Annotated in this window: 20 protein-coding genes; 11 read left to right on the top strand and 9 right to left on the bottom strand. The window is 70.1% G+C overall.

Annotation, left to right across the window (positions count from 1 at the left end; all coding sequences use genetic code 11):
* Nucleotides 1-294: 294 nt before the first annotated feature.
* A complete protein-coding gene (locus HY68_RS18730; RefSeq protein ID WP_041990389.1) occupies nucleotides 295-834 on the bottom strand; it encodes an SRPBCC family protein in 540 nt (179 codons plus the stop codon).
* 219 nt (nucleotides 835-1,053) lie between these two features.
* Here HY68_RS18730 and HY68_RS18725 point away from each other — a divergent pair, with 219 nt between their 5' ends.
* Nucleotides 1,054-1,908 (top strand): SAM-dependent methyltransferase, encoded by an 855-nt coding sequence (locus tag HY68_RS18725; RefSeq protein WP_041990387.1) that lies wholly within the window; start codon nucleotides 1,054-1,056, stop codon nucleotides 1,906-1,908.
* A gap of 142 nt (nucleotides 1,909-2,050) precedes the next feature.
* On the opposite strand, the gene HY68_RS18720 is transcribed toward HY68_RS18725, so the two are convergent.
* Nucleotides 2,051-2,749 carry a DUF3159 domain-containing protein gene (locus HY68_RS18720; RefSeq protein ID WP_157874369.1) on the bottom strand — a complete coding sequence of 233 codons (699 nt, stop codon included), beginning with the start codon at nucleotides 2,747-2,749 and terminating at the stop codon, nucleotides 2,051-2,053.
* Between the two features lie 63 nt (nucleotides 2,750-2,812).
* Between HY68_RS18720 and HY68_RS18715 the strand changes: the two genes are divergently transcribed.
* Together HY68_RS18715 and HY68_RS18710 are read left to right on the top strand one after the other, a co-directional pair.
* A complete protein-coding gene (locus tag HY68_RS18715) occupies nucleotides 2,813-3,289 on the top strand; it encodes a MarR family transcriptional regulator (RefSeq protein WP_041990385.1) in 477 nt (158 codons plus the stop codon).
* Between the two features lie 90 nt (nucleotides 3,290-3,379).
* Nucleotides 3,380-4,594 (top strand): NAD(P)/FAD-dependent oxidoreductase, encoded by a 1,215-nt coding sequence (locus HY68_RS18710; protein ID WP_041990383.1) that lies wholly within the window; start codon nucleotides 3,380-3,382, stop codon nucleotides 4,592-4,594.
* On the opposite strand, the gene HY68_RS18705 is transcribed toward HY68_RS18710, so the two are convergent.
* Entirely contained in the window at nucleotides 4,554-5,600 is a 1,047-nt protein-coding gene (locus HY68_RS18705) for a hypothetical protein (protein WP_041990381.1), read from the bottom strand. The two genes, HY68_RS18710 and HY68_RS18705, sit on opposite strands and share 41 nt — an antisense overlap.
* A 103-nt stretch (nucleotides 5,601-5,703) precedes the next feature.
* Between HY68_RS18705 and HY68_RS18700 the strand changes: the two genes are divergently transcribed.
* Entirely contained in the window at nucleotides 5,704-6,309 is a 606-nt protein-coding gene (locus tag HY68_RS18700) for a TetR/AcrR family transcriptional regulator (protein WP_041990379.1), read from the top strand.
* A gap of 126 nt (nucleotides 6,310-6,435) precedes the next feature.
* Here the strand turns inward: HY68_RS18700 and HY68_RS18695 are convergent, their stop codons facing one another.
* Nucleotides 6,436-6,918: a MarR family transcriptional regulator gene (locus tag HY68_RS18695; RefSeq protein WP_041990377.1), complete on the bottom strand. Its 483-nt coding sequence runs from the start codon at nucleotides 6,916-6,918 to the stop codon at nucleotides 6,436-6,438.
* A 91-nt stretch (nucleotides 6,919-7,009) separates the two neighbouring features.
* A complete protein-coding gene (locus tag HY68_RS18690) occupies nucleotides 7,010-8,068 on the bottom strand; it encodes an aldo/keto reductase (RefSeq protein WP_078863673.1) in 1,059 nt (352 codons plus the stop codon).
* A 304-nt stretch (nucleotides 8,069-8,372) separates the two neighbouring features.
* Here HY68_RS18690 and HY68_RS18685 point away from each other — a divergent pair, with 304 nt between their 5' ends.
* From HY68_RS18685 to HY68_RS18660, 6 genes are all read left to right on the top strand, one after another.
* A complete protein-coding gene (locus HY68_RS18685; protein ID WP_041990375.1) occupies nucleotides 8,373-9,506 on the top strand; it encodes an ABC transporter substrate-binding protein in 1,134 nt (377 codons plus the stop codon).
* Nucleotides 9,507-9,548: 42 nt separating this feature from the next.
* Nucleotides 9,549-11,282 (top strand): sugar ABC transporter ATP-binding protein, encoded by a 1,734-nt coding sequence (locus HY68_RS18680; RefSeq protein ID WP_078863672.1) that lies wholly within the window; start codon nucleotides 9,549-9,551, stop codon nucleotides 11,280-11,282.
* Nucleotides 11,279-12,247 (top strand): ABC transporter permease, encoded by a 969-nt coding sequence (locus HY68_RS18675; RefSeq protein WP_041990373.1) that lies wholly within the window; start codon nucleotides 11,279-11,281, stop codon nucleotides 12,245-12,247. Before HY68_RS18680 ends, HY68_RS18675 begins: the two co-directional genes overlap by 4 nt.
* Entirely contained in the window at nucleotides 12,244-13,245 is a 1,002-nt protein-coding gene (locus HY68_RS18670; protein ID WP_041990371.1) for an ABC transporter permease, read from the top strand. The genes HY68_RS18675 and HY68_RS18670 overlap by 4 nt, the downstream gene beginning before the upstream one ends.
* Nucleotides 13,246-13,302: 57 nt before the next feature.
* On the top strand, nucleotides 13,303-14,352 hold the full coding sequence (locus HY68_RS18665) for a LacI family DNA-binding transcriptional regulator (protein WP_041990369.1): 1,050 nt from the start codon (nucleotides 13,303-13,305) through the stop codon (nucleotides 14,350-14,352).
* A gap of 88 nt (nucleotides 14,353-14,440) precedes the next feature.
* Nucleotides 14,441-15,583 (top strand): aldose epimerase family protein, encoded by a 1,143-nt coding sequence (locus HY68_RS18660; RefSeq protein ID WP_041990367.1) that lies wholly within the window; start codon nucleotides 14,441-14,443, stop codon nucleotides 15,581-15,583.
* Here HY68_RS18660 and HY68_RS18655 read toward each other — a convergent pair.
* The 3 genes from HY68_RS18655 to HY68_RS18645 all read right to left on the bottom strand — a co-directional run bounded on the left by HY68_RS18655 (nucleotide 15,574) and on the right by HY68_RS18645 (nucleotide 20,240).
* Nucleotides 15,574-19,044, bottom strand: coding sequence for a discoidin domain-containing protein (locus tag HY68_RS18655; protein ID WP_041990365.1), 3,471 nt, complete (start codon nucleotides 19,042-19,044; stop codon nucleotides 15,574-15,576). The two genes, HY68_RS18660 and HY68_RS18655, sit on opposite strands and share 10 nt — an antisense overlap.
* Before the next feature lie 309 nt (nucleotides 19,045-19,353).
* The gene (locus HY68_RS18650; protein WP_041990364.1) at nucleotides 19,354-19,677 is read right to left on the bottom strand and encodes a hypothetical protein; all 324 of its coding nucleotides are present in this window, start codon (nucleotides 19,675-19,677) and stop codon (nucleotides 19,354-19,356) included.
* A 149-nt stretch (nucleotides 19,678-19,826) separates the two neighbouring features.
* Nucleotides 19,827-20,240, bottom strand: coding sequence for a MarR family transcriptional regulator (locus HY68_RS18645; RefSeq protein ID WP_041990362.1), 414 nt, complete (start codon nucleotides 20,238-20,240; stop codon nucleotides 19,827-19,829).
* A gap of 77 nt (nucleotides 20,241-20,317) precedes the next feature.
* Here HY68_RS18645 and HY68_RS18640 point away from each other — a divergent pair, with 77 nt between their 5' ends.
* Entirely contained in the window at nucleotides 20,318-20,926 is a 609-nt protein-coding gene (locus HY68_RS18640) for a TIGR03086 family metal-binding protein (RefSeq protein WP_041990361.1), read from the top strand.
* 43 nt (nucleotides 20,927-20,969) lie between these two features.
* Here the strand turns inward: HY68_RS18640 and HY68_RS18635 are convergent.
* Nucleotides 20,970-21,821 (bottom strand): CU044_5270 family protein (locus HY68_RS18635; protein ID WP_041990359.1); only part of this gene is annotated, 852 nt, incomplete at its 5' end.

Genomic DNA, 21,821 nt, shown 5'->3' with positions numbered 1-21,821 from the left:
TAATCGGCGTAGCCGACGCGACGCAGGAGCGCCCTTGACGCCCGGACCGGAGCCGCGACACTCAACAGAAAGGGGCGGCCCTACGGGCGCCTAACTTCCCGGCTCGCACAGGACCCGGCTCAGCCGACCACCCGCCGGGGCGGACGCCGAGCCAGCCCGAGTCCCCCACGCAACTGCCGCGGGGCACCCGCACCCGGCCAACCACCCACCACCACCACGAACCCGCTCCCCCATGGCCCCCCGGCCACCCCGAACCGAACCGCCGCAGTGCTCACCGCGCTCCCGGGCCTTGGCTCAAGGCTCGGTCAGGCGTTCGCGTAGGCCTGCTGCCAGTGCGGCGACGGTGAGCAGGTCGACGAGGCCGCCGGCGTGTTCAACGAGGCGGCGGTGTTTGACTCCGTTGATGCGAAAGCGCAGATGGACCCGGGTCGTGCCGGACGCTTCCGGTGTGAGGGTGATGGTCCAGCTGATGCTGAGCCGCCCACGGGTGGAGCGGTGCACGAGGGTGTGCGGGGCGTCGTGGATGACGATCTCGAAGGTGGCCTGCCGTCCGCCCCAGTCGTCGATGATGTCGCCGGGTCGGAGGTGTTGCAGGGCGGGTTCGATCTCGCGCAGTGCGCGTCGTCCCGGCGGGACGGCGCGTTCCAGCCAGGCGGGCATGTACCAACCGGCGCGGTTCTTGCCGAGCTGGTTGAACCACGGCCAGACCTCCTCGGGAGGCGCCGGCAGGGTGAAGGCACGGTCCATGACCGCGTCCGGCCGGGGAACGAGATCGTCTCCCGGCATGGCGCGGGACGTCTCGTCGGGGCGGGGGGCGACCGTGGTGGTGAACATCAGGAAATCCCTCCGACTCCGACTCAGATTGCGGTTGCGGTTGCGGTTGCGACTCCGATCTGGGTTCCGGCACGTGTCCGACGATCCTCGTGACAGGAGACCACAAGCGCCCGACCGTATCGAATGATACCGTCGCGATCGTAATGGAATCCAGCGCGCCGCTGAACGGACCGGTCGTGCCGTGTTCGTTCGCCGCGCGGTTGACCTGTGAGGTGGTTCATGGCCAGCGAACTTTCCGGGATCGACACCATCGGGCGAACCGCGTTCGCGGTTGCCTCTCTGCGTGCGGCCGAACACCGTAACCCTGAAGGCCTGTTCACCGATCCGTACGCCGAGCGCATCCTTCGCGTGGCCGGCATGCCGCTGGAACCGCAGGCCGACAGCCGAGGCTTCGCCGCGGTGATGGGGGCTCAGGTCGCCGTGCGCAGCCGGTACTTCGACGATCTGCTGCTCGGCGCGGCGGCAACGGGGTGCCGCCAGATCGTCCTCGTGGCCTCCGGCATGGACAGCCGGCCTTGGCGGCTGGCCTGGCCCGAGGGCACCGTGCTGTTCGAGGTCGAGCAGGAGCCGGTACTGAGGTTCAAGGACCACGTAATGGACGAGCGTGACGCCCAACTCGCAGGCCTCAGGCAGCCCGTGGCGACCGATCTGCGGGACGACTGGGCCTCGGCCCTGCGAGAAGCCGGCTTCCATGCGGACCTCCCGACGGCCTGGCTCGTCGAGGGCCTCCTGTACGCCCTGGAGGAGACCAGCGCGGACCAGCTTCTGGCGGTGCTGAGCGAACTCAGCGCTCCAGGAAGCGTCCTGGCCTTCGACCACTTCGAGGTCGGGCCTTCGCTGCGCGCGGCCACGGACCGGATCAGCCCGGACCTCACCCGGCTGTGGAAGTCGGGGCCGACCGATCCGGCGGCCTGGCTCCACCGGCACGGGTGGGAGCCGTCCGTACACGAACTCGCCGACGTCGCCGACTCGTTCGGCCGCACGGTGCACCCGGCCTATACGCCGGGCCCGGCAGCCGAAGGCCACTCCTGGCTGGCCTCCGCCACCCGCACCACCGCGGCCCTCCCGGACTGAACGGCGGCGGCCGACGACCGGCGACCCGCGACCGCGAGCGCCACCGCGACCGGACACCGGCCTCCCCGAACCCGAACCCGAACCCAACCCGAACCGCGCAACGCGCCGCACGCCGTCACGGCCCGCTCGCGGAGCAGACCGTTCACCCCGTCGACGCCTTGCGCAGGGGCATGGCCCGGCGGGCGAAGGTGATGGTCACGGCGACGATGCAGGCGAAGATCGGCCCCGTGGCGATGTGGAGGACGCCGAGCACGACGGGCTCGTTGTCGCGGTAGTAGACGACCTGGAGGGCCGCGTTCACCACGTTGACGGCGACGCACACCCAGGTGGAGTTGCGGTAGACACGGCGCAGCCCTGGACGGTGGCGCCAGTCGGCGGGGCCGCCGCTGACCCGGTTGAGGATCACGCCGGTCAGCGGTCGGCCGATCAGGATGCTGGCCAGGCACACGGCCAGAACGACGAACGGGATCAGGGCGGGCAGCAGAAAGAAGCCGCGCGCCTGACCGGTGAGGGCGGCCACGGCGGCGCAGGCGCCGACGACGAGCAGGCCGATGACGGCCTGGCGGAGTTTCTCCTTGCGCAGCAGGCGCCAGGCGAAGGCGGCCGTCGCGGTGACGCCGGCCGCGACGAGTCCGGCATTGAGTGAGGCGGCCGCGTTGGCCACCAGAAAAGCGATCGTGGGAGCGGCGGCGACCGCAGCGCCGGAGAGCTTCGCGCGCCATCCGCCTCCTGCCGCGACTGCCCCTCCCGCCTCTCCCGTCTCTCCCGCCTCTCCCGCGTTCTGCGCGGGCTCGGGTCCTGGGTCCGTGGAGCTGGCCTGATGGGTACTGGTGGCATCCATGGATCGATAGTTACACATGAAACAGTCTCTCGCAACGTCGTTTCGAGTGATACCATCTCACCCATGACGAACGACGCTGCCATCGTTCCGCGTCCCCGAGCCACCGACGGACCCGGCGACCGCTCCACCTTCGCGCTGGGACTGATACTGCGCCGCGCCCACAACCGGGCGGTGGGAGCTGTGACGCGCGTGCTGCGCCCGCTGGGCCTCGAACCGCGTCATTTCGCCGTGCTCATCGCTCTGTGCGGCCAAGGGCCCATGAGTCAGAGCGCGTTGGTGCGGGTCACCGGCAGCGACCGGGCCACGATGGTGCGCGTCGTGGACGACTTGGAGCGCGCGGGGCTGGTGACGCGGGCCGCGCGGCCCGGGGACCGGCGCGTACGGATCGTGGCGCCGACCGAACACGGGCAGCTCGTCTTCGATCAGGCGCACACCGATGCCGCACCGGTCATCGGTGATCTGGTCGCCCATCTTCGGCCCGGCGAGGCGGAGCACCTTCTCGACCTGCTGGAGCGGTTCGTCTATCCGGACCACCCCTGACCCAGCACTGCGTGCAGCCCCGACGACAACTTCTCCGAGACGACAGCCCATCTCGGACGACAACCCCTCTGACATGAGCAGGAGTTCGTGATGCGTGTTCTGATCGCCGGCGCCGGACTTGGCGGCCTGTGCCTGGCCCAAGGGTTGCGCCAGGGCGGTGTCGAAGCGGTGGTTCTGGAGCGCCGCGACCGCGCCGGGGGCCAGCCGACCACGTACGGCATCCATCTCAACACCGACGGCATGCGCGCCTTGCGGGGCTGCCTCCCCGACAAGCCGTGGCAGCGGCTGCTGGAGTCCTCGGTCCTGGCGCCGGACGTGATCCGCTTCCACGACCAGGACCTGCGCGCCTTGGCGGTGCGTGACAACGAGGCGCACGGAGTGACCGACACGGACGTACGGCGCCGGGCGGTGGCCAGGGACGCGCTGCGCGAGGCTCTGCTGACGGGCCTTCCCGGCGAGGCGGTGTCATGGAACAAGCAGGTCACCGGCTACACCGAGACCCCTGACGGGGTACGCGTCGCATGCGGCGACGGCGAGATCCTCACCGGGGATCTCCTCGTGGCCGCGGACGGCGGCAACTCCCGGCTGCGCGGCCTGCGGTTGCCCGGACTGGACCGGCAGGACCTCGGCATCGTGAACGTCTCGGGGCGTGTGACGCTCACCGAGGCGCTGCTCGGCGAACTGCCCGTCGAGCTGACCGACGGATCGGTGAACAACGTGGTGCCCGCGGGACCCGGCTGGATGTTCCTGTCCACCTGGGACAACGGCGCCGCCGGCCGTCATCTGGTGTGGGCGTGGGCCGAAAGCCGGGACACCTATCCCACCGAACCGACGGCGATGGACGGTACGGCCCTGCGTGCCCATGTCGTCGGGCGGACCGCCGGCTGGGCTCCGGCACTGCGCCACCTGGTCGCCCGTACCGAACCACCCACCATCGCCGCGATCCCGCTGCGTACGATGCCCGCTCTCGACGCGTGGGAGGCGAGCAGGGTCACACTGCTGGGGGACGCCATTCACAACATGACGCCCATGGCGGGTATCGGTGCCAACACCGCCCTGCGCGACGCCGACGTGCTGCGCGGCTCGCTGCTGGGCGACGGCCCGTTGACCGAGCGGGTGGGCCGCTACGAGAGCGCGATGCGCGTCTACGCCAACGAAGCGCTGGCCCTGTCCACTCGTAACGCCCGCGCCGCCGCCACCACGAAACGCCTGCCGCGCACCGCCTTTCGCACCGTGCTGCGGGTGGCGGAGGCCGTACCCGCGGTCAAGCGGCGGATCTTCCCCGCACCTCCGCCGCGCCTCTGACCTCCCGCGCCGCATGCGCGGGCACGGGGGCGGCGCGGCGGCCCAGGAGCAGGGTCGTCGCCCCGAGCAGCGTCCACAGCGCGAGCACCACGACGTGCCCGCCGGCGGCATGGCCGTCGAAGTAGGCCGTGCTGCGGAGCAGATTCGCCCCCGCGCCGGGAGGAAGGGCCTGGCCGATGTGGTGAACGGCTGTCGGCAGCAGCGATGGTGCGGAGGTCACGGCGGAGAAGGGGTTGCCGATGAACACCATGACCAGCGCCGTCACCCCTGCCCCGGCCGGGCCGATCACCCGGGCCAGGCCGGCGGCGGTCAGGCTCATCGACAAGACGGTCGCGGACAGGGCCGCCCAGGTGGCCACGCCGTGGTGCGGCAGCGCGCCCAGCAGTCCCTGGGCGACGAGGTAGGTGCCCAGTCCGGCGACGGCGCTCGCCACGGCCACGGCCACCAGCGCCTTCCACCGGCTCCGACCGCCGCCCAGTACCGTGACGGTGGCCCCGATCAGAATGCTGCAGATGGTCAAGGGCAGGAGCGCGCTGCTGAAGACCACACCCCGGGGATCGTCCGCCGAGGTGGCGACGACGTCCTGGACCGCGACGGGCTCCGCGAGGCGTGCCGCCGTCTGCTTGCCGGCCAGATCGAGCGACTGGGCGACCGTGGCGCTCGCCGCGGTCGCTTCCAGCACGGTGACCCGCTGCGGAGTGACGTCGAACGCCCCGTAGATGTCACGGTCCTTGACGGCGCTGCGCGCCGCCCTCATGTCCGCGTACACGTGCAGATCGAACGCGCCCGGCTGGGCGCTTGTCAGGTGTTCGACCATCCGCTGGCTCGCCTGACCGGTTCCCACGATTCCCACGGGGACGTCCCGGGGTGCGATCCGGGCGGCCGGCCAGGCGTACGCGAGTACGGCGAGCGTGGCCACCACCGGAAGCACGACGACCGGCAGGAGCCAGCGGCGCAGCGTGCTGCGGGCCGACGCCGTGGTGCGGGTCGACGCGGAGAAGGGCATGACAACAACTCCTAAAGAAAACGGACATTCCCTTTAGATTGCGGGCTTGGAGTCTCTTGCGTCAAGACGAACGATCGTTTTTTATTGTAGCTAGGATGGCCCCATGCCCAAGGTGACGCAGCAGCACATGGACGCCCGCCGCGAAGAGATCATGGCCGCGGCCCGTCGGTGCTTCGTGAAGGACGGCTTCCACTCCACGTCCATGCAGGACATCTTCGCCGCCTCCGGACTGTCGGCCGGCGCGGTCTACCGGCACTTCGCCAAGAAGGAAGACATCATCCTGGCGATCGCGGAGGCGAACATGGCCGACGTCGTCGATGTCGTACGTTCCGCCGCCGCCCGGAACACGCGACGGCCGGTGGGCGAAGTGATCGGAGAGGCGATCGACACGCTCAGCTCCCGGTCGCGGCAGGACCAGGGGTTTGCCGGGCTGGCCGTGCTGGTCTGGAGCGAGGCGCTACGGAACCGTCAACTCGGCGCAAAGTTCGCAGAGTTGGTGGAGCTGTTGCACCAGGACCTCACCGAGATCATCGACACCCACCAGGGCGGCGCGAGCCCGGCGACGGGAATCACGGCCGAGGCCGCGGCGCGGACGCTGGTGTGCGTCCTGTCCGGCTTCCTCCTCCAGACGGCGCTGCTCGACCCCGGGGCCGTCGCCGGGGTGTCCGACACCGTCCGGAGGCTGTGGCCGGCCCCCGCCGCCGGTTGACGACCGGCGCGTCGAGGTGCGCGCGGACGGGTCCCCGGGTGCAGGGGAGTGCGGTCTACGCCGTCGGCGGAACCGACGCGCGGCCTGATCGCGCGGGGGGTCCGGCGGGCGATCTCCGCACCGGCCTCACTCCGCCGGCGCCGGATAGGTGAAGCGGGTCAGCAGGTCCGTCAGCCGCTCGGGTTCGCCCGGTTCCAGCTGGGCGACCAGCCCTTCGGCCAAGGGCTCGGCCGCCAGATGGGCGGCGTCGAAAAGCTCCAGGCCCTTGGCCGTGATCTCCACCGACCGAACCCTGCGGTCCCCCGGCACCGACTTGCGTACGGCCAGCCCCTTGCGTTCGAGGTCGTCGACGACGCGCATGATCCCCGCCTTGTCCGACCCCGTCGCCTGCGCGAGATCCCGCTGCACCATGGGGCCGCGGTCGACCAGCGAGATCAGCACCGCGAAGTGCCGCAACTCGATGCCCAGCGGACGCAGCGCCTCGGCCATGACCGTGGCCGCACGCGTATGGGCGCGGCGCAGCAGAAGCCCCAGCGCGAAGGGGGATGCGTCCCCTGGACGGTCGGTCGCGCGCGATGGCGTCTGCTCGGACGGGGTGTCGACGGTCATGGTCCGGAGATTACCAGACAGTCGGTTCATTCGAGACGGTATCACCTGAAATCAAACGTGACGTGCGCCCCGCCGTCCGAGCCGGACCCCCCTACCCCGCCAGCGCCTTCGCGATGTCCGTCAGCTGCTCCGGCCTCAGCGGGCCGTGTTCCATCGCCGCCGCGTTCTCCTCCGCCTGCGCCACCGAGCGGAAGCCCGGGATCGGGATCGTGTGGGGGCTGCGGGCCCAGAGCCAGGCCAGGGCGCCTTGGGCGAGCGTGCGACCGTCGCTCGACAGGACGTCGCGTACCGCCTCGACGCGCGCCGCCCACTCCGGGGCCGGGACGCCGCCCTCGCCGAACCACCGCAGCCAGGCCGGCGGGACGGCGCGGATGTCGCCCGTCGCGCCCCGACTGCGGGAGCCCTGCTTGCCGGTGAGCAGGCCCATCGCGAGCGGGCCCCGGTTGATGCTCGCGAGGTCGCGCTCGTCGCAGAGCGCGAGCATCTCCGGCGCGTCCTCCAGGACGTTGCAGGTGTGCTGCACCGCCGCGCAGTGCGCCCCCTCCGCGAACAGCGCGGCGCGCTCCGGGTCGGAGGTGCTCCAGGCGTACGCGCGCACCAGCCCCTCCGCCACCAACTCCTCGCACGCGTCGCGCAGCTCGGCCGCCCGGTCCAGCGGCGCGTTCGACAGGTGCAGCTGATAGAGGTCGACATGGTCGGTGTCGAGCCTGCTCAGCGACGCGGTCAGCGCGCGCCTGACATACCCCGGCGTCGCATCCGCGTCCGTGCGGACCTTCGCCGACTCGTCGAAGACGTTGCCCCACTTGGTGGCGATCACCACGTCGTCGCGCCGCCCCTTGAGCGCCTTGCCGAGGACGCGTTCACTGTGGCCCGCCCCGTACACATCGGCCGTGTCGAAGAACGTGACCCCGAGGTCGAGGGCACGGTGGATCGCGGCGACGGACTCGTCGTCGTCGACCTTGCCCCAGCCCTGCGGGTTGCCTTCCCCGTCGCTCCACTCACCGCCGATCGCCCAGCAGCCGAACCCCAGGGCACTCACCTCGATCCCGCTGCGTCCCAGCGCCCTGGCACCGACTCCCGCCGCTCCCGCTGCCCCTGTGGTTCCTGCGGCCCCTGTTGTGGTTCCTGTTGGAGTTCCTGTTGATTCCATGCCGCGAACGCTAGGAGTTGAAGCGCGCACGAAGACAAGCAGCCCCACCATAACAACGTTGTAATGACGCGAACAACGGGACTAAACACCCAATATCCCCCGTTCGAGGGCGAGTTGGCGAGCCGCCGAAAGGCGTGAAGTCCGGACTCTTGACAGTGCCGACCGCCATGCTCCATGGTCCTGTACAACGTTGGAATGCCCGTCCGGGCCGCACTCGTCCCGGCCGATCCGCCTCCCCCAACGCGCTCCTCCAACGCCTCCCCCCAACCCGCCCCTTCGGCATCAATGAGGATGTGATCGGCGCATGAACACCTCCATCCGGGCCAAGTCCTTCCGGGCCAAGTCGTACTCCACCGCTGTGCTCGCCGCCGGCCTGTGCCTGGCCGCCACCGCGTGCACCAACTCCGGTTCCTCGTCGGACGATTCGGACAGCTCGTCGCCCGCGGCCGACAACTCCGCCGCGGCGCAGCAGGTCGCCTCGCCCTCCGCGTCGGCGGCGGGCCCCGGCTGCACGTTCCAGTCGTACGGCGGCGGTGCGCCGAAGCTGGACATCACCGACGGCAAGACGGTGGTCGGGTTCTCGCAGTCCGAGTCGACCAGCAACCCGTTCCGCGCCACCGAGACCAAGAGCATCGAGAACGAGGCCAAGCGGCTGGGCGTCAAGCTCATCCAGCGCAACGCCAACGCCGATGTGAACGCGCAGAATTCGCAGATCGAGGACATGATCGCGCAGGGCGCGAAGGCCCTGATCGTGGCGCCGGAGAACTCCGACGGGCTCGGCCCCGCCCTCGCCCAGGCGAAGGCCAAGAAGATCCCGGTGCTCACCATCGACCGCACCGTCGGCGGCAAGGCCTGCACCGACTTCATCGCCTTCATCGGCTCGGACTTCTACGGCCAGGCGCAGATCGCCGCCGACGACCTCGCGACGGCGACCAGCAGCAAGGCGAAGGTCGCCATCCTGACCGGGACCCCCGGCAACAACGTCTCCACCGACCGGACCAAGGGCTTCCAGGACCGGATCAAGGAGAAGTACCCGAACGTGAAGGTGGTCGCCTCGCAGACCGCCAACTTCGCCCAGACGGACGGGCAGAAGGTCATGGAGCAGCTGCTCCAGGCGCACCCCGACATCAACGCGGTCTACACCGAGAACGACGAGATGGCGCTCGGCGCGCTCCAGGCGATCAAGTCCGCGGGCAAGACCCCGGGCAAGGACATCAAGCTCGTCTCGATCGACGGCATCCAGCAGGTCGTGCAGAACGTCGCCTCGGGCCAGGTCGTCGCGGACATCGAGACCAACCCCCGGTTCGGACCGCTGGCCTTCAAGGCGCTCCAGGACTTCTACGGCACGGACGGCGTCCAGCCCAACGTCATCATCAAGGACGGCCACTTCACCAGCGACAACGCCAAGGACGCCCTCGACAAGGGCCTTGTGTACTGATCGCGGACTCCCGTCACGGCAGCGGCAGCAAGGAGGAAGACCGTGGTCCAGCAGGACCCCGACCCCCGGAGTGGGCACGTCCTCGAAGTCACCGGGGTCAACAAGAGCTTCGCCGGTGTACACGCCCTGCGTGACGTGGACTTCGGCCTGCGGGCCGGCGAAGTGCACGCGCTCATCGGGGAGAACGGCGCGGGGAAGTCGACCCTGATCAAGGTGATGACCGGCGTGTACCACCCGGACGAGGGGCGGGTGCGGTTCGCCGGGCAGGACAGGGACTTCCGCAACCCGCTGGAAGCCCAGGCGGCCGGGATCTCGACCATCTACCAGGAGGTCAATCTCGTCCCGCTGATGTCGGTGGCCCGCAATCTGCATCTGGGCCGCGAGCCGCGCCGGTTCGGCCTGATCGACGTCCGCCGGATGAACCGCCAGGCCACCGAGGTGCTGGCACGGTACGGCGTGCATGTGGACGTCACCCGCCCGCTCCGCACGCTGGGCCTCGGCGCCCAGCAGATGGTGGCCCTCGCGCGCGCCGTGCAGATCGACGCGCGCGTCGTGATCATGGACGAGCCGACGTCGTCCCTGGAACCCCGGGAGGTCGACACGCTCTTCACGGTCATCCGGGGGCTCAGGGACCAGGGCATCGCCGTGGTCTACGTCAGCCACCGGCTGGACGAGCTGTACGAGATATGCGACCGCGTCACCGTCATGCGGGACGGCGCGATCGTGCACACCGGCGAGATGGCGGGTCTGGAGCGGCTGAAGCTCATCTCGCTGATGCTCGGCCGGGAGATGTCAGCCGTACGCGACAAGGGCGCCACCGCGTTCGACGCGGACCGCCACGACCGTAAGGACGGCCAACCGGCCCTCCGGGTAACGGATCTGACGGCCCGCCACCGACTGCACGGGGTGTCCCTCGACATCCACCCCGGCGAGGTGGTCGGACTCGGCGGTCTGCTCGGCGCCGGCCGCAGCGAGACGGCGAAGGCCATCGTCGGGGCGCTGCCCACGGACGGCGGTTCGGTGGAGATCGCGGGCAAGACCCTGCACCGCCGTACACCGGCCGCCGCCATCAAGGCGGGTGTGGTCATGCTGCCGGAGGACCGCAAGGTCGAGGGCATCATCCCCAGCCTGTCCGTACGGGAGAACATCTCACTCGCCGCCCTGCCGACGCTCTCCAGGGCGGGAGTGGTCTCGCAGGCCAAGCAGGACGAGATCGTGCGCTTCTTCATGGACCGGCTGCGGATCAAGGCGACCGGGCCCGACCAGCGGGTCAGCGATCTGTCCGGCGGCAACCAGCAGAAGGTGCTGCTGGCCCGCTGGCTCTGCCTCAACCCCAAGGTGCTGTTGCTGGACGAACCGACGCGCGGCATCGACGTGGGTGCCAAGGCCGAGGTTCAGGCCCTGATCGACGAACTGGCGGGCGACGGGCTCGGGGTGCTGCTCATCTCCTCCGAACTGGAGGAACTGGTCGAGGGATCGGACCGGGTCGTGGTCCTCAAGGATGGCGGTGTCGTCGGCCATCTGGAAGGCCAGGACGTCACGGAGGAGGCCCTGTTGACGGCGCTGGCCACACCGGGCGAATCCGAAGGCGGGACCGAGACCGAAGCCGAAGGCGGTACGGAAGCCGCGACCGAAAGCGGGACCGGAGCCGAAGCCGAAGGCGGTACGGAAGCCGAGACCGAGCCCGAAGCCGCGACCGAAACGCCCGACCCACCCGATCACGGGCCGGCGTCCACCCCCGCCCCTGCCTCCGCCCCCGACGAGGAGCGCCGATGACCTCCACCACCTGGGCGGACCGCCCCTCCCTCGACCGCGCCCGGCTCCTGCGGCTGCTCCAGCAGTACGGCGTCTACGCCGCCCTGGCCATCCTCTTCATCGTGGCCGTCGGGCTCGACAGCTCCTTCCTGTCCCTCTCCAACGTCCGCATCCAGCTCTTCCAGGTGGCCCCCACTCTCCTGGTGGCCCTCGGGATGGCGCTGGTCATCGGCACCGAGGGCATCGACCTCTCCGTCGGTGCCACCATCGCGCTCGCCGCCTCCGTCGTCCCCCTGTACGTGGGGTACGGGCTGCCGATGGTCCTGCTGGTCGCCCTGCTGCTCGGCGCCGCATCCGGGGCCGTGAGCGGTGCGATGGTGGCCATCGCCCGTATCCAGCCGATCGTCGCGACCCTCTCCCTGATGATCGGGGTGCGCGGGCTCGCCGAGATCGTCAACGGCAACTCCGCCAAGTCCGTCATCCAGCCTGGTCTGTTGACGCTCGGGTCGGACAACGTCCTCGGCATTCCCGTGATGGCCTGGATCGCCGCCGGCTGCGCCCTGCTGACCGGTCTCGTGGTCCGCCGAACGACCTTCGGCCGCCAGCTCGTCGCCATCGGCGACAACAGGCAGGCCAGTGGGTTGTCCGGGCTGCCGGTACGCCGAGTCCTGATCAGTGTGTACGTGATCTCCGGTGTGCTGTCGGCCCTCGCGGGCGTGATGATCGTCGGTCACGGCGCCGAGGCCGACCCGGCGAACCAGGGGCTCAACATGGAGCTCAACGCGATCACCGCCGTCGTCGTCGGCGGCACGGCGCTCAGCGGCGGCCGGGTGCGTGTGCTCGGCACGGTCGCCGGCGCGCTGTTCATGCAGCTCATCACGGCCGTCCTGACCCAGCACAACGTGCACACCTCCTACACCCAGATCGTCGAGGCGGTCATCATCTGCTTCGCCGTGTACGCCTCCCAGGAGCGAGGTACCCGATGAGCACCACTGCTCTCAGTCCGGCGGCCCCGGCCGCCGCCACCGCCCCCGCGCTGCGCGAGCGGCTGGCGTCCCAGGTGCAGCGGCGCGGCGCGCTCGCCGTGCTCGTGCTGGTCGTCGTCATCGCTTCGGCCACCTCCGACACGTTCCCCACCTGGTCCAACATCAGCGGCATCCTCGGCAGCAACGCCTTCATCTGGCTGCTGGCCCTGGGCATGACCTTCGTCATCATCACAGGCGGCATCGATCTGTCCGTCGGTTCGATGTACGCGCTCGGCGGTGTCCTCGGGGCGTACGGCGCCCATACGGGCGGGACATGGCTGGCGATCCTGCTGCCGCTCGCCGTCGGCGCGACCTGGGGTCTGGTGCAGGGGCTGCTGATCGCCCGCGCGGGGATGGCACCCTTCATCGTCACGTTGGCGGGGCTGCTCGGGGCGCGCGGTCTGCTGCAGGCCATCACCGACGAAGGCGCCACCACCAACCTCGTACCGGCGGGGTCGGCGTTCCGCCACCTCGGCCAGGGAGTGTGGACGCCGGTCATCATCGTCGCCGTGCTCTTCGGCCTCGGTGGGCTGCTGCTCACCCGTACCCGCTTCGGCGGCGTGCTGACCGCCATGGGCGGCAACGAGAACGCGGCCGAGCTGATGGGGCTGCCCGTCGTACGCACGAAGGTGCTGGTGTATCTGCTGTCCGGCACCCTCGCGGCCGCCGCGGGCGCGCTCGGCAGCGCGCGGCTGGGTTCCGGCGTCACCACCATCGGGATCGGCTACGAACTCACCGCCATCGCCGCCGTCGTCATCGGCGGCACACTGCTCACCGGCGGCAGCGGGTCCGTCGCGGGAACGGTCAGCGGGGTGTTGCTGCTCGCGGTGATCCACAACCTGATCGACCACTACTTCTCCCAGTACGGCTCGGCCTTCACCGACGCGGTCAACGGCGGCTTCCTGGCCGTGGTGGTCCTGCTGCAGACGCTGCTCAGCCGCACCCAGCAACTGGCGTAGCGGACAAGCGGGAGCGCGTACCGAACGAACGGGGCGAGACGAGAGAGTGGGGGTCCTGTGGGCGTCAGCCTGAAGGATGTGGCGCTGCGCGCCGGGGTGTCGGTGAAGACCGTCTCGAACGTGGTGAACAACTTTCCCCATGTGACACCGGCGACCCGCGAGCGCGTCCAGCGTGTGATCGACGAGCTGGGCTACCGGCCGAACTTGACGGCCCGTCACCTGCGCAAGGGGCGTACGGGCATCATCACCCTGGCCGTGCCGGAGCTGGCGAACCCGTACTTCGCCGAGCTGGCGGGCGCCGTCATCGACGCCGCCGCTCGCCATGACCAGACCGTCCTGCTCGACCACACGGCCGGGCGGCGGGACAAGGAGGTGCTGGTCTCGCAGGGCTTCCGGTCCCATGTGATCGACGGGCTGATCCTCAGCCCGATCCGGCTGGAGGCACAGGACCTGCTCGCACGCGTCGCGGGCCCGCCGATGGTGCTGCTGGGCGAGCGGGAGTACGACGCGCCGTACGACCACATCGCCATCGACAACGTTGCCGCCGCCAGGACCGCCGTACGGCATCTGCTCGACCTGGGCCGCCGGCGTATCGCGTTCCTCGGCGCCCAGCAGGAGAGCGCCCGGCAGCCGGCGCATCTGCGGCTGCGGGGCTGGCGCGAGGAGATCGCCGCTTCCGGAGGGACGCCCGAGCAGTCCATGGTGGTGGTCACCGGCGGCTACGACCGGCGTGACGGCGCGGCGGCGATGGCCGCGCTGCTGGACCGCGGGCAGCGTCCTGACGCGGTGTTCGCCTACAACGACCTGGTGGCGCTCGGCGCGCTGCGCGTGCTGGCCGAGCGAGGTGTACGGGTGCCGGACGACATCGCCGTGGTCGGTTTCGACGACATCGAGGAGGGCCGCTACGGCGCTGTGTCGCTGACGACGGTCGCTCCCGACAAGTCCACGATCGCCCAACTCGCCGTCGACTGCCTGGTGGAGCGCATCGGCGGGGGCGCCGGCAGCCAGTCGGGCACGGGCGGCGGGCAGGAGCCGCCCTCGCCACGGCGTATCCGGCCGGGCTACGAACTCGTGGTGCGCGAGTCGACGACGGTCCGCAGACGCTGAGACGACGGCGCCCCGCCGCCGCACACCGAACACCCCCACCCCCCTCCCCCGGTCGCACTTCCGTGCCCGCACCCTCCGAAGGACCCCCATGTCCCGTCCCTCCCTGGCCAGTGCTCCCTTCGGTACGGCGCCGTCCGGCGCGGCCGTCGACCGGTGGACGCTGGACTCCGGCGGCGGTGTGCGCGCCGAAGTGCTGACGTACGGCGGGACACTGCACCAGTTGTGGGTGCCGGACAGCTCGGGCGTCGCCGCGTGCGTGGTGCTCAACCTGCCGTCGGTGGGCGACTACGCGGCCCACAGCCCGTACTTCGGCGCGCTGATCGGCCGGTACGCCAACCGCATCGACAGCGGGCGGTTCACGCTCGACGGCCGCGCGCACCAGATCCCCGTCAACGACCGCGGCCATGCCCTGCACGGCGGTACGGACGGCTTCGACCGGCGGATCTGGACGGCACGACCGGGCACCACCGGCCGTGGCACACATCTCCCCTCCGTGTCAGTGGAGTTGAGCCTGCACAGCCCCGACGGCGACATGGGCTTTCCCGGTGCGCTGGACGTCACCGTCACGTACACGCTGGACAGTTCGGGCACGCTGGCCGTCGACTACACGGCACGTACCGAACTGCCGACGGTCGTCTCCCTCACCAACCACGCCTACTTCAACCTCGCGGGCGCCGGCATCGGTACCGTCCTCGGCCACACCCTCGCCCTGGACGCCGACCGCTATCTCCCGGTCACCGCGAGCGGTGTTCCGCTGGGACCGGCCGTCGCGACGTCCGGCACTCCTTTCGACTTCGCGGAGCCGCACCCGATCGGTGACGAAATAGCCGCCGACGACGCGCAGTTGCACGACGCCGGCGGCTATGACCACTGCTGGATCCTCACCCCGCCGGCCGTCCCCGGCGAGCTGCGGCGGGCCGCGCGGCTCGCCCATCCGGAGAGCGGACGGCGGCTGGAGGTGTGGACCACCGAGCCCGGCATTCAGGTGTACACCGGCAACGAGCTGGACGGTTCACTCGCCGGTTCGTACGCCGGTGAGACGGCCAAACCGTACGAGCGGCACGGTGCGGTGTGTCTGGAGACCCAGCACTTCCCCGACTCGCCGAACCGGCCCGCGTACCCGACAACGGTGTTGCGCCCCGATGCCAGGTACACGAGCCGTACCGAATTCCGCTTCCCCTCAGCGGCGGGAACGGAGCAACCGGCAGCTCACAGCAGGGGTCAGGAGTAGACCCCGAACTCGTACAGCGAGTCGCCGTACGCGGTGCCGCGCTGGGTGATGTTGATCCGTACGTACCTGCCGCTCCCGGTGACGCCGAAGTCCTCGACGCCGCCGGTGCCCGTGGTGGTGGAGTAGACGGTGGTCCAGTTGTCACCGTCGTTCGAGGTCTGGATCTGGTACGCCTTGCCGTAGGCGCCCTCCCAGCCCAGTTGGATGTGTTTGATCGCCGTCACACCGCCGAGGTCGACCCGCACCCACTGCGGATCGGCCCAGGCACTGGCCCAGCGGGTGGTCCACTTGCCGTCGGTGGCGTTGGACGCGGGGTACGGAGCCCCGTCGCCGTCGGCCTGGAACGTGGACGCCGTGGTCGGCTTGCCGAGGGCGACGTTGGTACCGCTGACCGGCGGCGCCACCACGTTGAAGGACTTGGTCTCGATGCCGACGTTGCCGTGGCCGTCGTACGCGTAGACGTAGACCTTCCACACGCCCAGTGTCTTCGGCGCCGTCACGGTGAACTTGCCGTCGGCAGTCTCCTTGAAGTCGACCTGACTGAAGCCGGTTCCGTTGTTGACGTACTTGCCGCAGTAGAGCAGCTGGTAGCGGATCAGGTCGCCGTTGGGATCGGTGGCCTTGGCGGTGATGTCGAAGGTGCCGCCCGCCGGGACCGTCTTGGTGTTGCTGAGTGACATGTCGCTGATCACCGGCGGTGTGTTGGCACCGGCCGCCGCCGCGCTGCCGCCGTAGTCCTTGGCGACCGAGTAGAAGCTGAGCCGCTTCCAGCCGGCCGGGACGGTGTTGTACCAGACACCACCGAAGTCGTTCTCGGTGCCGTAGTGGAAGACGGTGGCGCCGAGCGCGACCCCGGCGTGCCCGGTGACGCAGCCCCAGTTGGTCAGGTAGGCGTCGCGCTTCTGGATGTCGGTGGGCTCGGTCGGCACCCCGTTGGCGTCGTCCGGCACCTCCCACTCACCGGGCTCGCCGGCCTCGGTGATGATGTACGGCTTGTTGTAACCGCCGCTGTTCCAGTCTCCCTTGACGGTGCAGAGCGAGCCGTAGGAGTTCACGGCCAGCAGGTCCAGGCTGGGGGTGTACGTCTTGTAGTACGGCCAGGCGCCCGTCCAGGCGTCGGTGGACGTGACCGGGTGGTTGGGGTCGATGGCGTGGATGGCCTGCGTGACGCGCTCCACGTACTTGGCGTAGGCGACCCGCTCCTGCTCGACGGTCGAGCCGTCGTACGTGTGGTCCTGGGTGGTGAGGATGACCTCGTTGCCGACGTCCCACATCAGGACGCCGGGATGGTTCTTGTAGGTGGTCACCCACTGCTTGATCTGGTCCAGGGTGCTGTCCATGTACGCCGTGTCCTTGACGTAGTCGGCGCCCTGGTTGAGCCAGAAGCCGTTGACCACCTTGAGACCGTGCGCGGCCGCCGTGTCCAGCAGCGGTTTGGAACCGGCGTCGGTGCCCCACGTACGCAGGGTGTTGACGCCCATGGACTTCAGCTCACGGATGTGGGCTTCGGCCGTGTTGTTGGCCGGGCCCCAGGTGATGCCCTTGACCTGGTACGGCTGGCCGTTGACGGTCAGCGCCCAATTGCCCTGGCTGCCGGTCACCTTGACGGTGGAGCCGCCGGTGGGCACGGCCGGGTCGGTCAGTGGCGCCGGCGCGTTGCCCGTGGTCTTGGAGACGGTGACCTTGTCGATGCTCAGGGCGCCGCCCGAACTGGTCGCCGCGCTGGGCGTGGTGCAGCCGCAGGTGGCGTCCGGGTACGAGCCCCCGATGCCGAGGTTGAACGTCAGCAGGAAGCCGTGATGTATGGCCGCGTCCCAGGTGGAGACGCCGACCTGCGACTCGTTGACCTGCCAGATCTGCCGACCGTCGAGGTACCAGCGGATCTGCTCGTCGGACACCGTGCGGTCGATGATCGTGGAGTAGGTGTGGTAACCGGTCTGGCAGCCGGTGCAGGAGGCGAGTCCGCTGGTCATGCCGTTGTACTCGTTGCAGTTGCCGCCGGGCGCCGTGCCGCAGTGCAGGGTGGCGCCGAGCTGGTTGCGGGCGTTGACGTTCTCCAGGATGTCGATCTCGCCGCTCTTCGGCCAGGACGCGGTGTCACCCCGGTAGGCGGCGCCCATCATCCGGAAGGACGGCCAATAGCCGAGCCCGTTGGCCGGATTGGGCTGCTTGACGGTGGCCGAGACCTGCAACTGGCCGCCGGCCGGGGCCGCGTACTCGGTGCTCTGCGTCTCGATCCGGCCCGAGGTCCAACTGGTGCCGTTCTTCACGGCGGTGAGGTTGAGATGGCCGTTGCCGTCGAGGGAGACGTTGGCGGGAGAGTTGGTCGCGGTCTCCACCTCGCCGGTGCCCCAGTTGGCGGCGCCGCCCGGGTACGAGGTGCCGGTGACCACCTTCCAGTCGTTGGAGGGGCCGCTGCCCGCCGTCCCGGTGAAGTCGTCGTTCCACACCGTGGACCAGTTCCCCGGCGGGTCGGTGGGCGGATCCGTCGGCGGGTCGGTGGGCGGGTCGGTGGGTCCGTCACCGGTGGTGCGGACCTGGAACTCCCAGAGGGAGTAGCCGTATCCGGTCGCGCGGGCCGTACCGTACAGCCGCACATAGCGCGCCGTGCCGGACACGTTCAGCGTCTCCGTACCACCGGCGCCCGTGGTGGTCGAATACGCGGTCGTCCAGTTCGACCCGTCCGTCGAAAGCTGGATCTGGTACGCCTTGCCGTACGCCGACTCCCAGGTCAGTACCACCTGGCAGACGGGCTGCGCCGAACCGAGGTCGACCTGGATCCACTGAGGATCGCTGTTCACGCTGGACCAGCGGGTGTTGGCGGCGTCCCCGTCGAAGGCACCCGAAGCGGGCGTACCCGCGCCCTCGATGCTGGAGGCGGTGGCGGTGTGGCCCTTGGCCACGTTGGTGGTCCCGCACGTGCCGCCGGAGCCACCCGAGCCGCCGAACACCTGGAACTCCCAGAGGGAGTAGCCGTATCCGGTCGCACGGGCTGTACCGTACAGCCGCACGTAACGCGCCGTGCCGGACACGTTCAGCGTCTCCGTACCACCGGCGCCCGTGGTGGTCGAATACGCCGTCGTCCAGTTCGACCCGTCCGTCGAAAGCTGGATCTGGTACGCCTTGCCGTACGCCGACTCCCACTTCAGCACGACCTGGCTGACGGCCTGGGCGGAACCGAGGTCGACCTGGATCCACTGGGGGTCGCTGTTCGCGCTGGACCAGCGGGTGTTGGCGTCGCCGTCGAAGGCGTTGGCGGCCGGCGTACCGCCGTTCTCGACGCTGGACGCGGTTGCGGTCTTGCCCTGGGACAGCGGAACCGCCGCCGCCTGCGCGCTGGTCGCGGGCAGCAGCATCAGCAGCGCGCCGATCAGCGCGGCGGCGCAGAGTGCGGCGACGGCCTTGAAACGGACGAGCGAGGGTCTGTGCCGGGCGGGGGTGCCACGGGATGCAACGAGCATGTCGGTCCTCCTGGGAGGGGGATTCCGTCACAGCGAGGACGGAAGTGGGAGAGCGCTCTCCGACGCTCAAGATGCTCACCCTCGGCTCACTGCACGTCAAGACTCGTGCCGCAACTTGCTTCCGGGAGGTTACGAGGATCTTCCGGTCCGTACCGGAGAGCGCTCTCCGGTACAGCCGACCTGACGCCCGACCTGACGCCCCGTCAAGCCGCCCTGCGCGCAGCCGCATCGAGACGCACCGCGGGGCGGGCCCGTGTCACGGACCCGCCCCGCGGGGAACGGCGTTCGTCGGCGGTCAGGCGCGACGCGTCACGCCTGACCCGTTTCGAAGCGGCCGATCTTGCCGCCGTCCACGATGAACCGCCACGCGGTCCGCATCTCGCCGTAGGTGTCGTTGCGGTACGTGGCGATCAGCGCGAGCCCGCCGTCCGCCTGCGACTCGACGTCCATGTGCCCGCGCGAGGAGAAGATCTCCCGGTCGGTCCAGTCGGCGAGATCGCGCTCGCTGCCGTCGTCCGACATGGTGGCGCCGGGCGCGAGCGTCTGCTGGAAGGCGTCGCGGTCACCCTTGTTAAGGGCGCCGACGAAGGCGCGGACCGCGGGATCGGTGAGCTTGTCGACGGAGATGGGCACGGGGGGCTCCTTCGAGGCATGGCGGTACGGGGGCGGGTGGGCGCGAAACGCGGCGGCGCCACGTCCTCATGCCTACACCGGTACGCGGCGCCGCACCCGTTGTCGGCCGCCACCTGTGCGACGGCCGGCCGTGCGATCGGCGCCCACCGTCAGCCCTTTTCGGCCAGCCGCGGCAGGACCGCGAGCAGCACGTCGCGCTCGGTGCCGTCGAGCTGCCCGAGCAGGTCTTCCTCCATCACGCGGATATCCCCCCGCGCCTCGGCCAGCAGCCGCTCGCCGGCCGGCGTGAGCCGTACGATCCTGGCCCTGCGGTCGGCGGGGTCGGGCTCACGGGTGAGCAGGCCACTGCGTTCCAGCTCGTCGAGGAGCTTGATCAGCCGCGTCTTGTCGTAGTCGACCGCCTGCGCGAGCGCGAGCTGGGTGGGCGCGGTGCCACGGGCGAGCTGGGCCAGGACGATGTAGTCCCACATCGCCAGGCCACGCGCCGCGAGCAGCGGCTTCTCCGCGTCGATGAGGCGACGGGTGATCCGTGCGAAGAGTGCTCCTAGGTCCTGCCGCTCCATCTGCGCAATTCTACCCTTGACAGATGATAAGCAGAGCTAGACTATCTATATACGCTTACTATTTTTCGGAGGCTCCGATGCCGGATCTCATCGAGCTGGACCGGCGTGCGGTCGAGCGCAGCGCCGAGATCGTCGACGGTGTGGACATCGCGTCGCTGGAGAGGCCGACGCCGTGCGCGGGCTGGACGCTCCGCGACCTGCTCGGCCATATGACCGCCCACCAGCACGGTTTCGCGGCGGCCGCCGACGGCGCCGTATCCGACCGCGCGGACTGGGCGCCGGCGGCCGTCGGCCCCGAACCGTCCTGGGAGTACCGGACGGCGGCCGAGCGGGTGACGGCCGCGTTCGCGGCCGACGGCGTGCTCGACCGCCCCTTCTGGCTGCCCGAGGTCCGCGACGGCGGCCCGTTCCCGGGCCGTGTCGCGGTCGGGTTCCACCTCGTCGACTACGTGGTGCACGGCTGGGACGTCGCGGCCACGCTCGGCGTCGAGGTGTCGTACGCACCGGACGTGGTCGAAGCGGCCCTGTCGATCGCGCGGAAGGTCCCGACGGGCGCGGACCGCCTGCGACCCGGCGCGTCCTTCGCTCCGGTACGGCCGCACGAGGCGGACGCGTCCCCCATGGACCGCATGCTGTCGCTGCTGGGCCGCGACCCGGCCTGGCGCGCCGAAGTGCCCCACAGCTGATCAGCTCCCGGACAGGAGCCAGCCGCGGACGGGAGTTCAGGGGTCAGGGTCTGACTCCCTTGGCGCTGACCAGGGCGTGTCCCAGCGATGTGGTCGCCATGACGACATCCCCCTTCTTGTAGCTCGGCCCCACCAGCTTGGGATGTCCCTTTATGTTCGGCGGCACCGACACCTGTTGGCCCGTGGTGTCGGCGAGGGCGATGCTCCGCGTCCCGGTGAACAGGTGGGACTTCGGGTCGAGCAAGTACTCGCTGCTGATCCCGGCCGCAACGGAGTTGGCGCTGGGGCTGGTCAGCTTGAACGCGATCACCGACCGGCCGGCCAGGTCCGTGGCAGGCGTCGCTTCGATGCCCTTGACCGTGGCCATGGCCCGGTACACCTGAGCCATCCCGTGCGGATCTGCCGGATAGCTGTCCGCGAGCACGCTCAGCGCGCGGAAATCGTGCTGCGGCTGTGTCTCCGGGGCCCCTTCGCTCGCGTTCTTCGGCGCCGGATAGACGACGCGCGCCTTCGCCAGTACCCCCTCGGTGTCGTCGGGAAGGGACACCAGGATCTGGTATCTCTTCCGCGGCGAGTAGTCGTCCCCCGACTTCCCTTTCTCCAGCGCCGGGTTGGCGTACGGGTCCCACTGTTCGGCCGGTCCCGATGTGGTCCGGTCGCCGCCCTGGGCCCAGAACGACATGGAGCGGCTGTACACCCACTGGCCCGCTTGCGGCACGGGCCAGTGCTGCTTCTCCAAGGCGTCCGCCTGGGTGGTGAGGATCTCGGCCGGGGTCCCGATGTCCGGTCCGCGGCCGAGCCGGGTGGCGGGCCCGTTCTGCCGTCCGTCGGCGGCGAGTTGGCCGGCCAGTACGGCTGCCACGGTGACGGCGGCGACCGCGCCGACAGCCGCGAA

The organism is Streptomyces sp. AcH 505 (genome assembly GCF_000818175.1).
Lineage (GTDB): Bacteria > Actinomycetota > Actinomycetes > Streptomycetales > Streptomycetaceae > Streptomyces.
Note: the sequence above shows the minus strand (reverse complement) of the source record. Positions and strands in the feature narration are given on the sequence as shown.

Excerpts from the sequence above, each read along its gene's own strand:
- HY68_RS18730 (WP_041990389.1), bottom strand. The coding sequence starts at position 834 with ATGTTCACCACCACGGTCGCCCCCCGCCCCGACGAGACGTCCCGCGCC.
- HY68_RS18725 (WP_041990387.1), top strand. The coding sequence starts at position 1,054 with ATGGCCAGCGAACTTTCCGGGATCGACACCATCGGGCGAACCGCGTTC.
- HY68_RS18720 (WP_157874369.1), bottom strand. The coding sequence starts at position 2,749 with ATGGATGCCACCAGTACCCATCAGGCCAGCTCCACGGACCCAGGACCC.
- HY68_RS18715 (WP_041990385.1), top strand. The coding sequence starts at position 2,813 with ATGACGAACGACGCTGCCATCGTTCCGCGTCCCCGAGCCACCGACGGA.
- HY68_RS18710 (WP_041990383.1), top strand. The coding sequence starts at position 3,380 with ATGCGTGTTCTGATCGCCGGCGCCGGACTTGGCGGCCTGTGCCTGGCC.
- HY68_RS18705 (WP_041990381.1), bottom strand. The coding sequence starts at position 5,600 with ATGCCCTTCTCCGCGTCGACCCGCACCACGGCGTCGGCCCGCAGCACG.
- HY68_RS18700 (WP_041990379.1), top strand. The coding sequence starts at position 5,704 with ATGCCCAAGGTGACGCAGCAGCACATGGACGCCCGCCGCGAAGAGATC.
- HY68_RS18695 (WP_041990377.1), bottom strand. The coding sequence starts at position 6,918 with ATGACCGTCGACACCCCGTCCGAGCAGACGCCATCGCGCGCGACCGAC.
- HY68_RS18690 (WP_078863673.1), bottom strand. The coding sequence starts at position 8,068 with ATGGAATCAACAGGAACTCCAACAGGAACCACAACAGGGGCCGCAGGA.
- HY68_RS18685 (WP_041990375.1), top strand. The coding sequence starts at position 8,373 with ATGAACACCTCCATCCGGGCCAAGTCCTTCCGGGCCAAGTCGTACTCC.
- HY68_RS18675 (WP_041990373.1), top strand. The coding sequence starts at position 11,279 with ATGACCTCCACCACCTGGGCGGACCGCCCCTCCCTCGACCGCGCCCGG.
- HY68_RS18670 (WP_041990371.1), top strand. The coding sequence starts at position 12,244 with ATGAGCACCACTGCTCTCAGTCCGGCGGCCCCGGCCGCCGCCACCGCC.
- HY68_RS18660 (WP_041990367.1), top strand. The coding sequence starts at position 14,441 with ATGTCCCGTCCCTCCCTGGCCAGTGCTCCCTTCGGTACGGCGCCGTCC.
- HY68_RS18655 (WP_041990365.1), bottom strand. The coding sequence starts at position 19,044 with ATGCTCGTTGCATCCCGTGGCACCCCCGCCCGGCACAGACCCTCGCTC.
- HY68_RS18645 (WP_041990362.1), bottom strand. The coding sequence starts at position 20,240 with ATGGAGCGGCAGGACCTAGGAGCACTCTTCGCACGGATCACCCGTCGC.
- HY68_RS18640 (WP_041990361.1), top strand. The coding sequence starts at position 20,318 with ATGCCGGATCTCATCGAGCTGGACCGGCGTGCGGTCGAGCGCAGCGCC.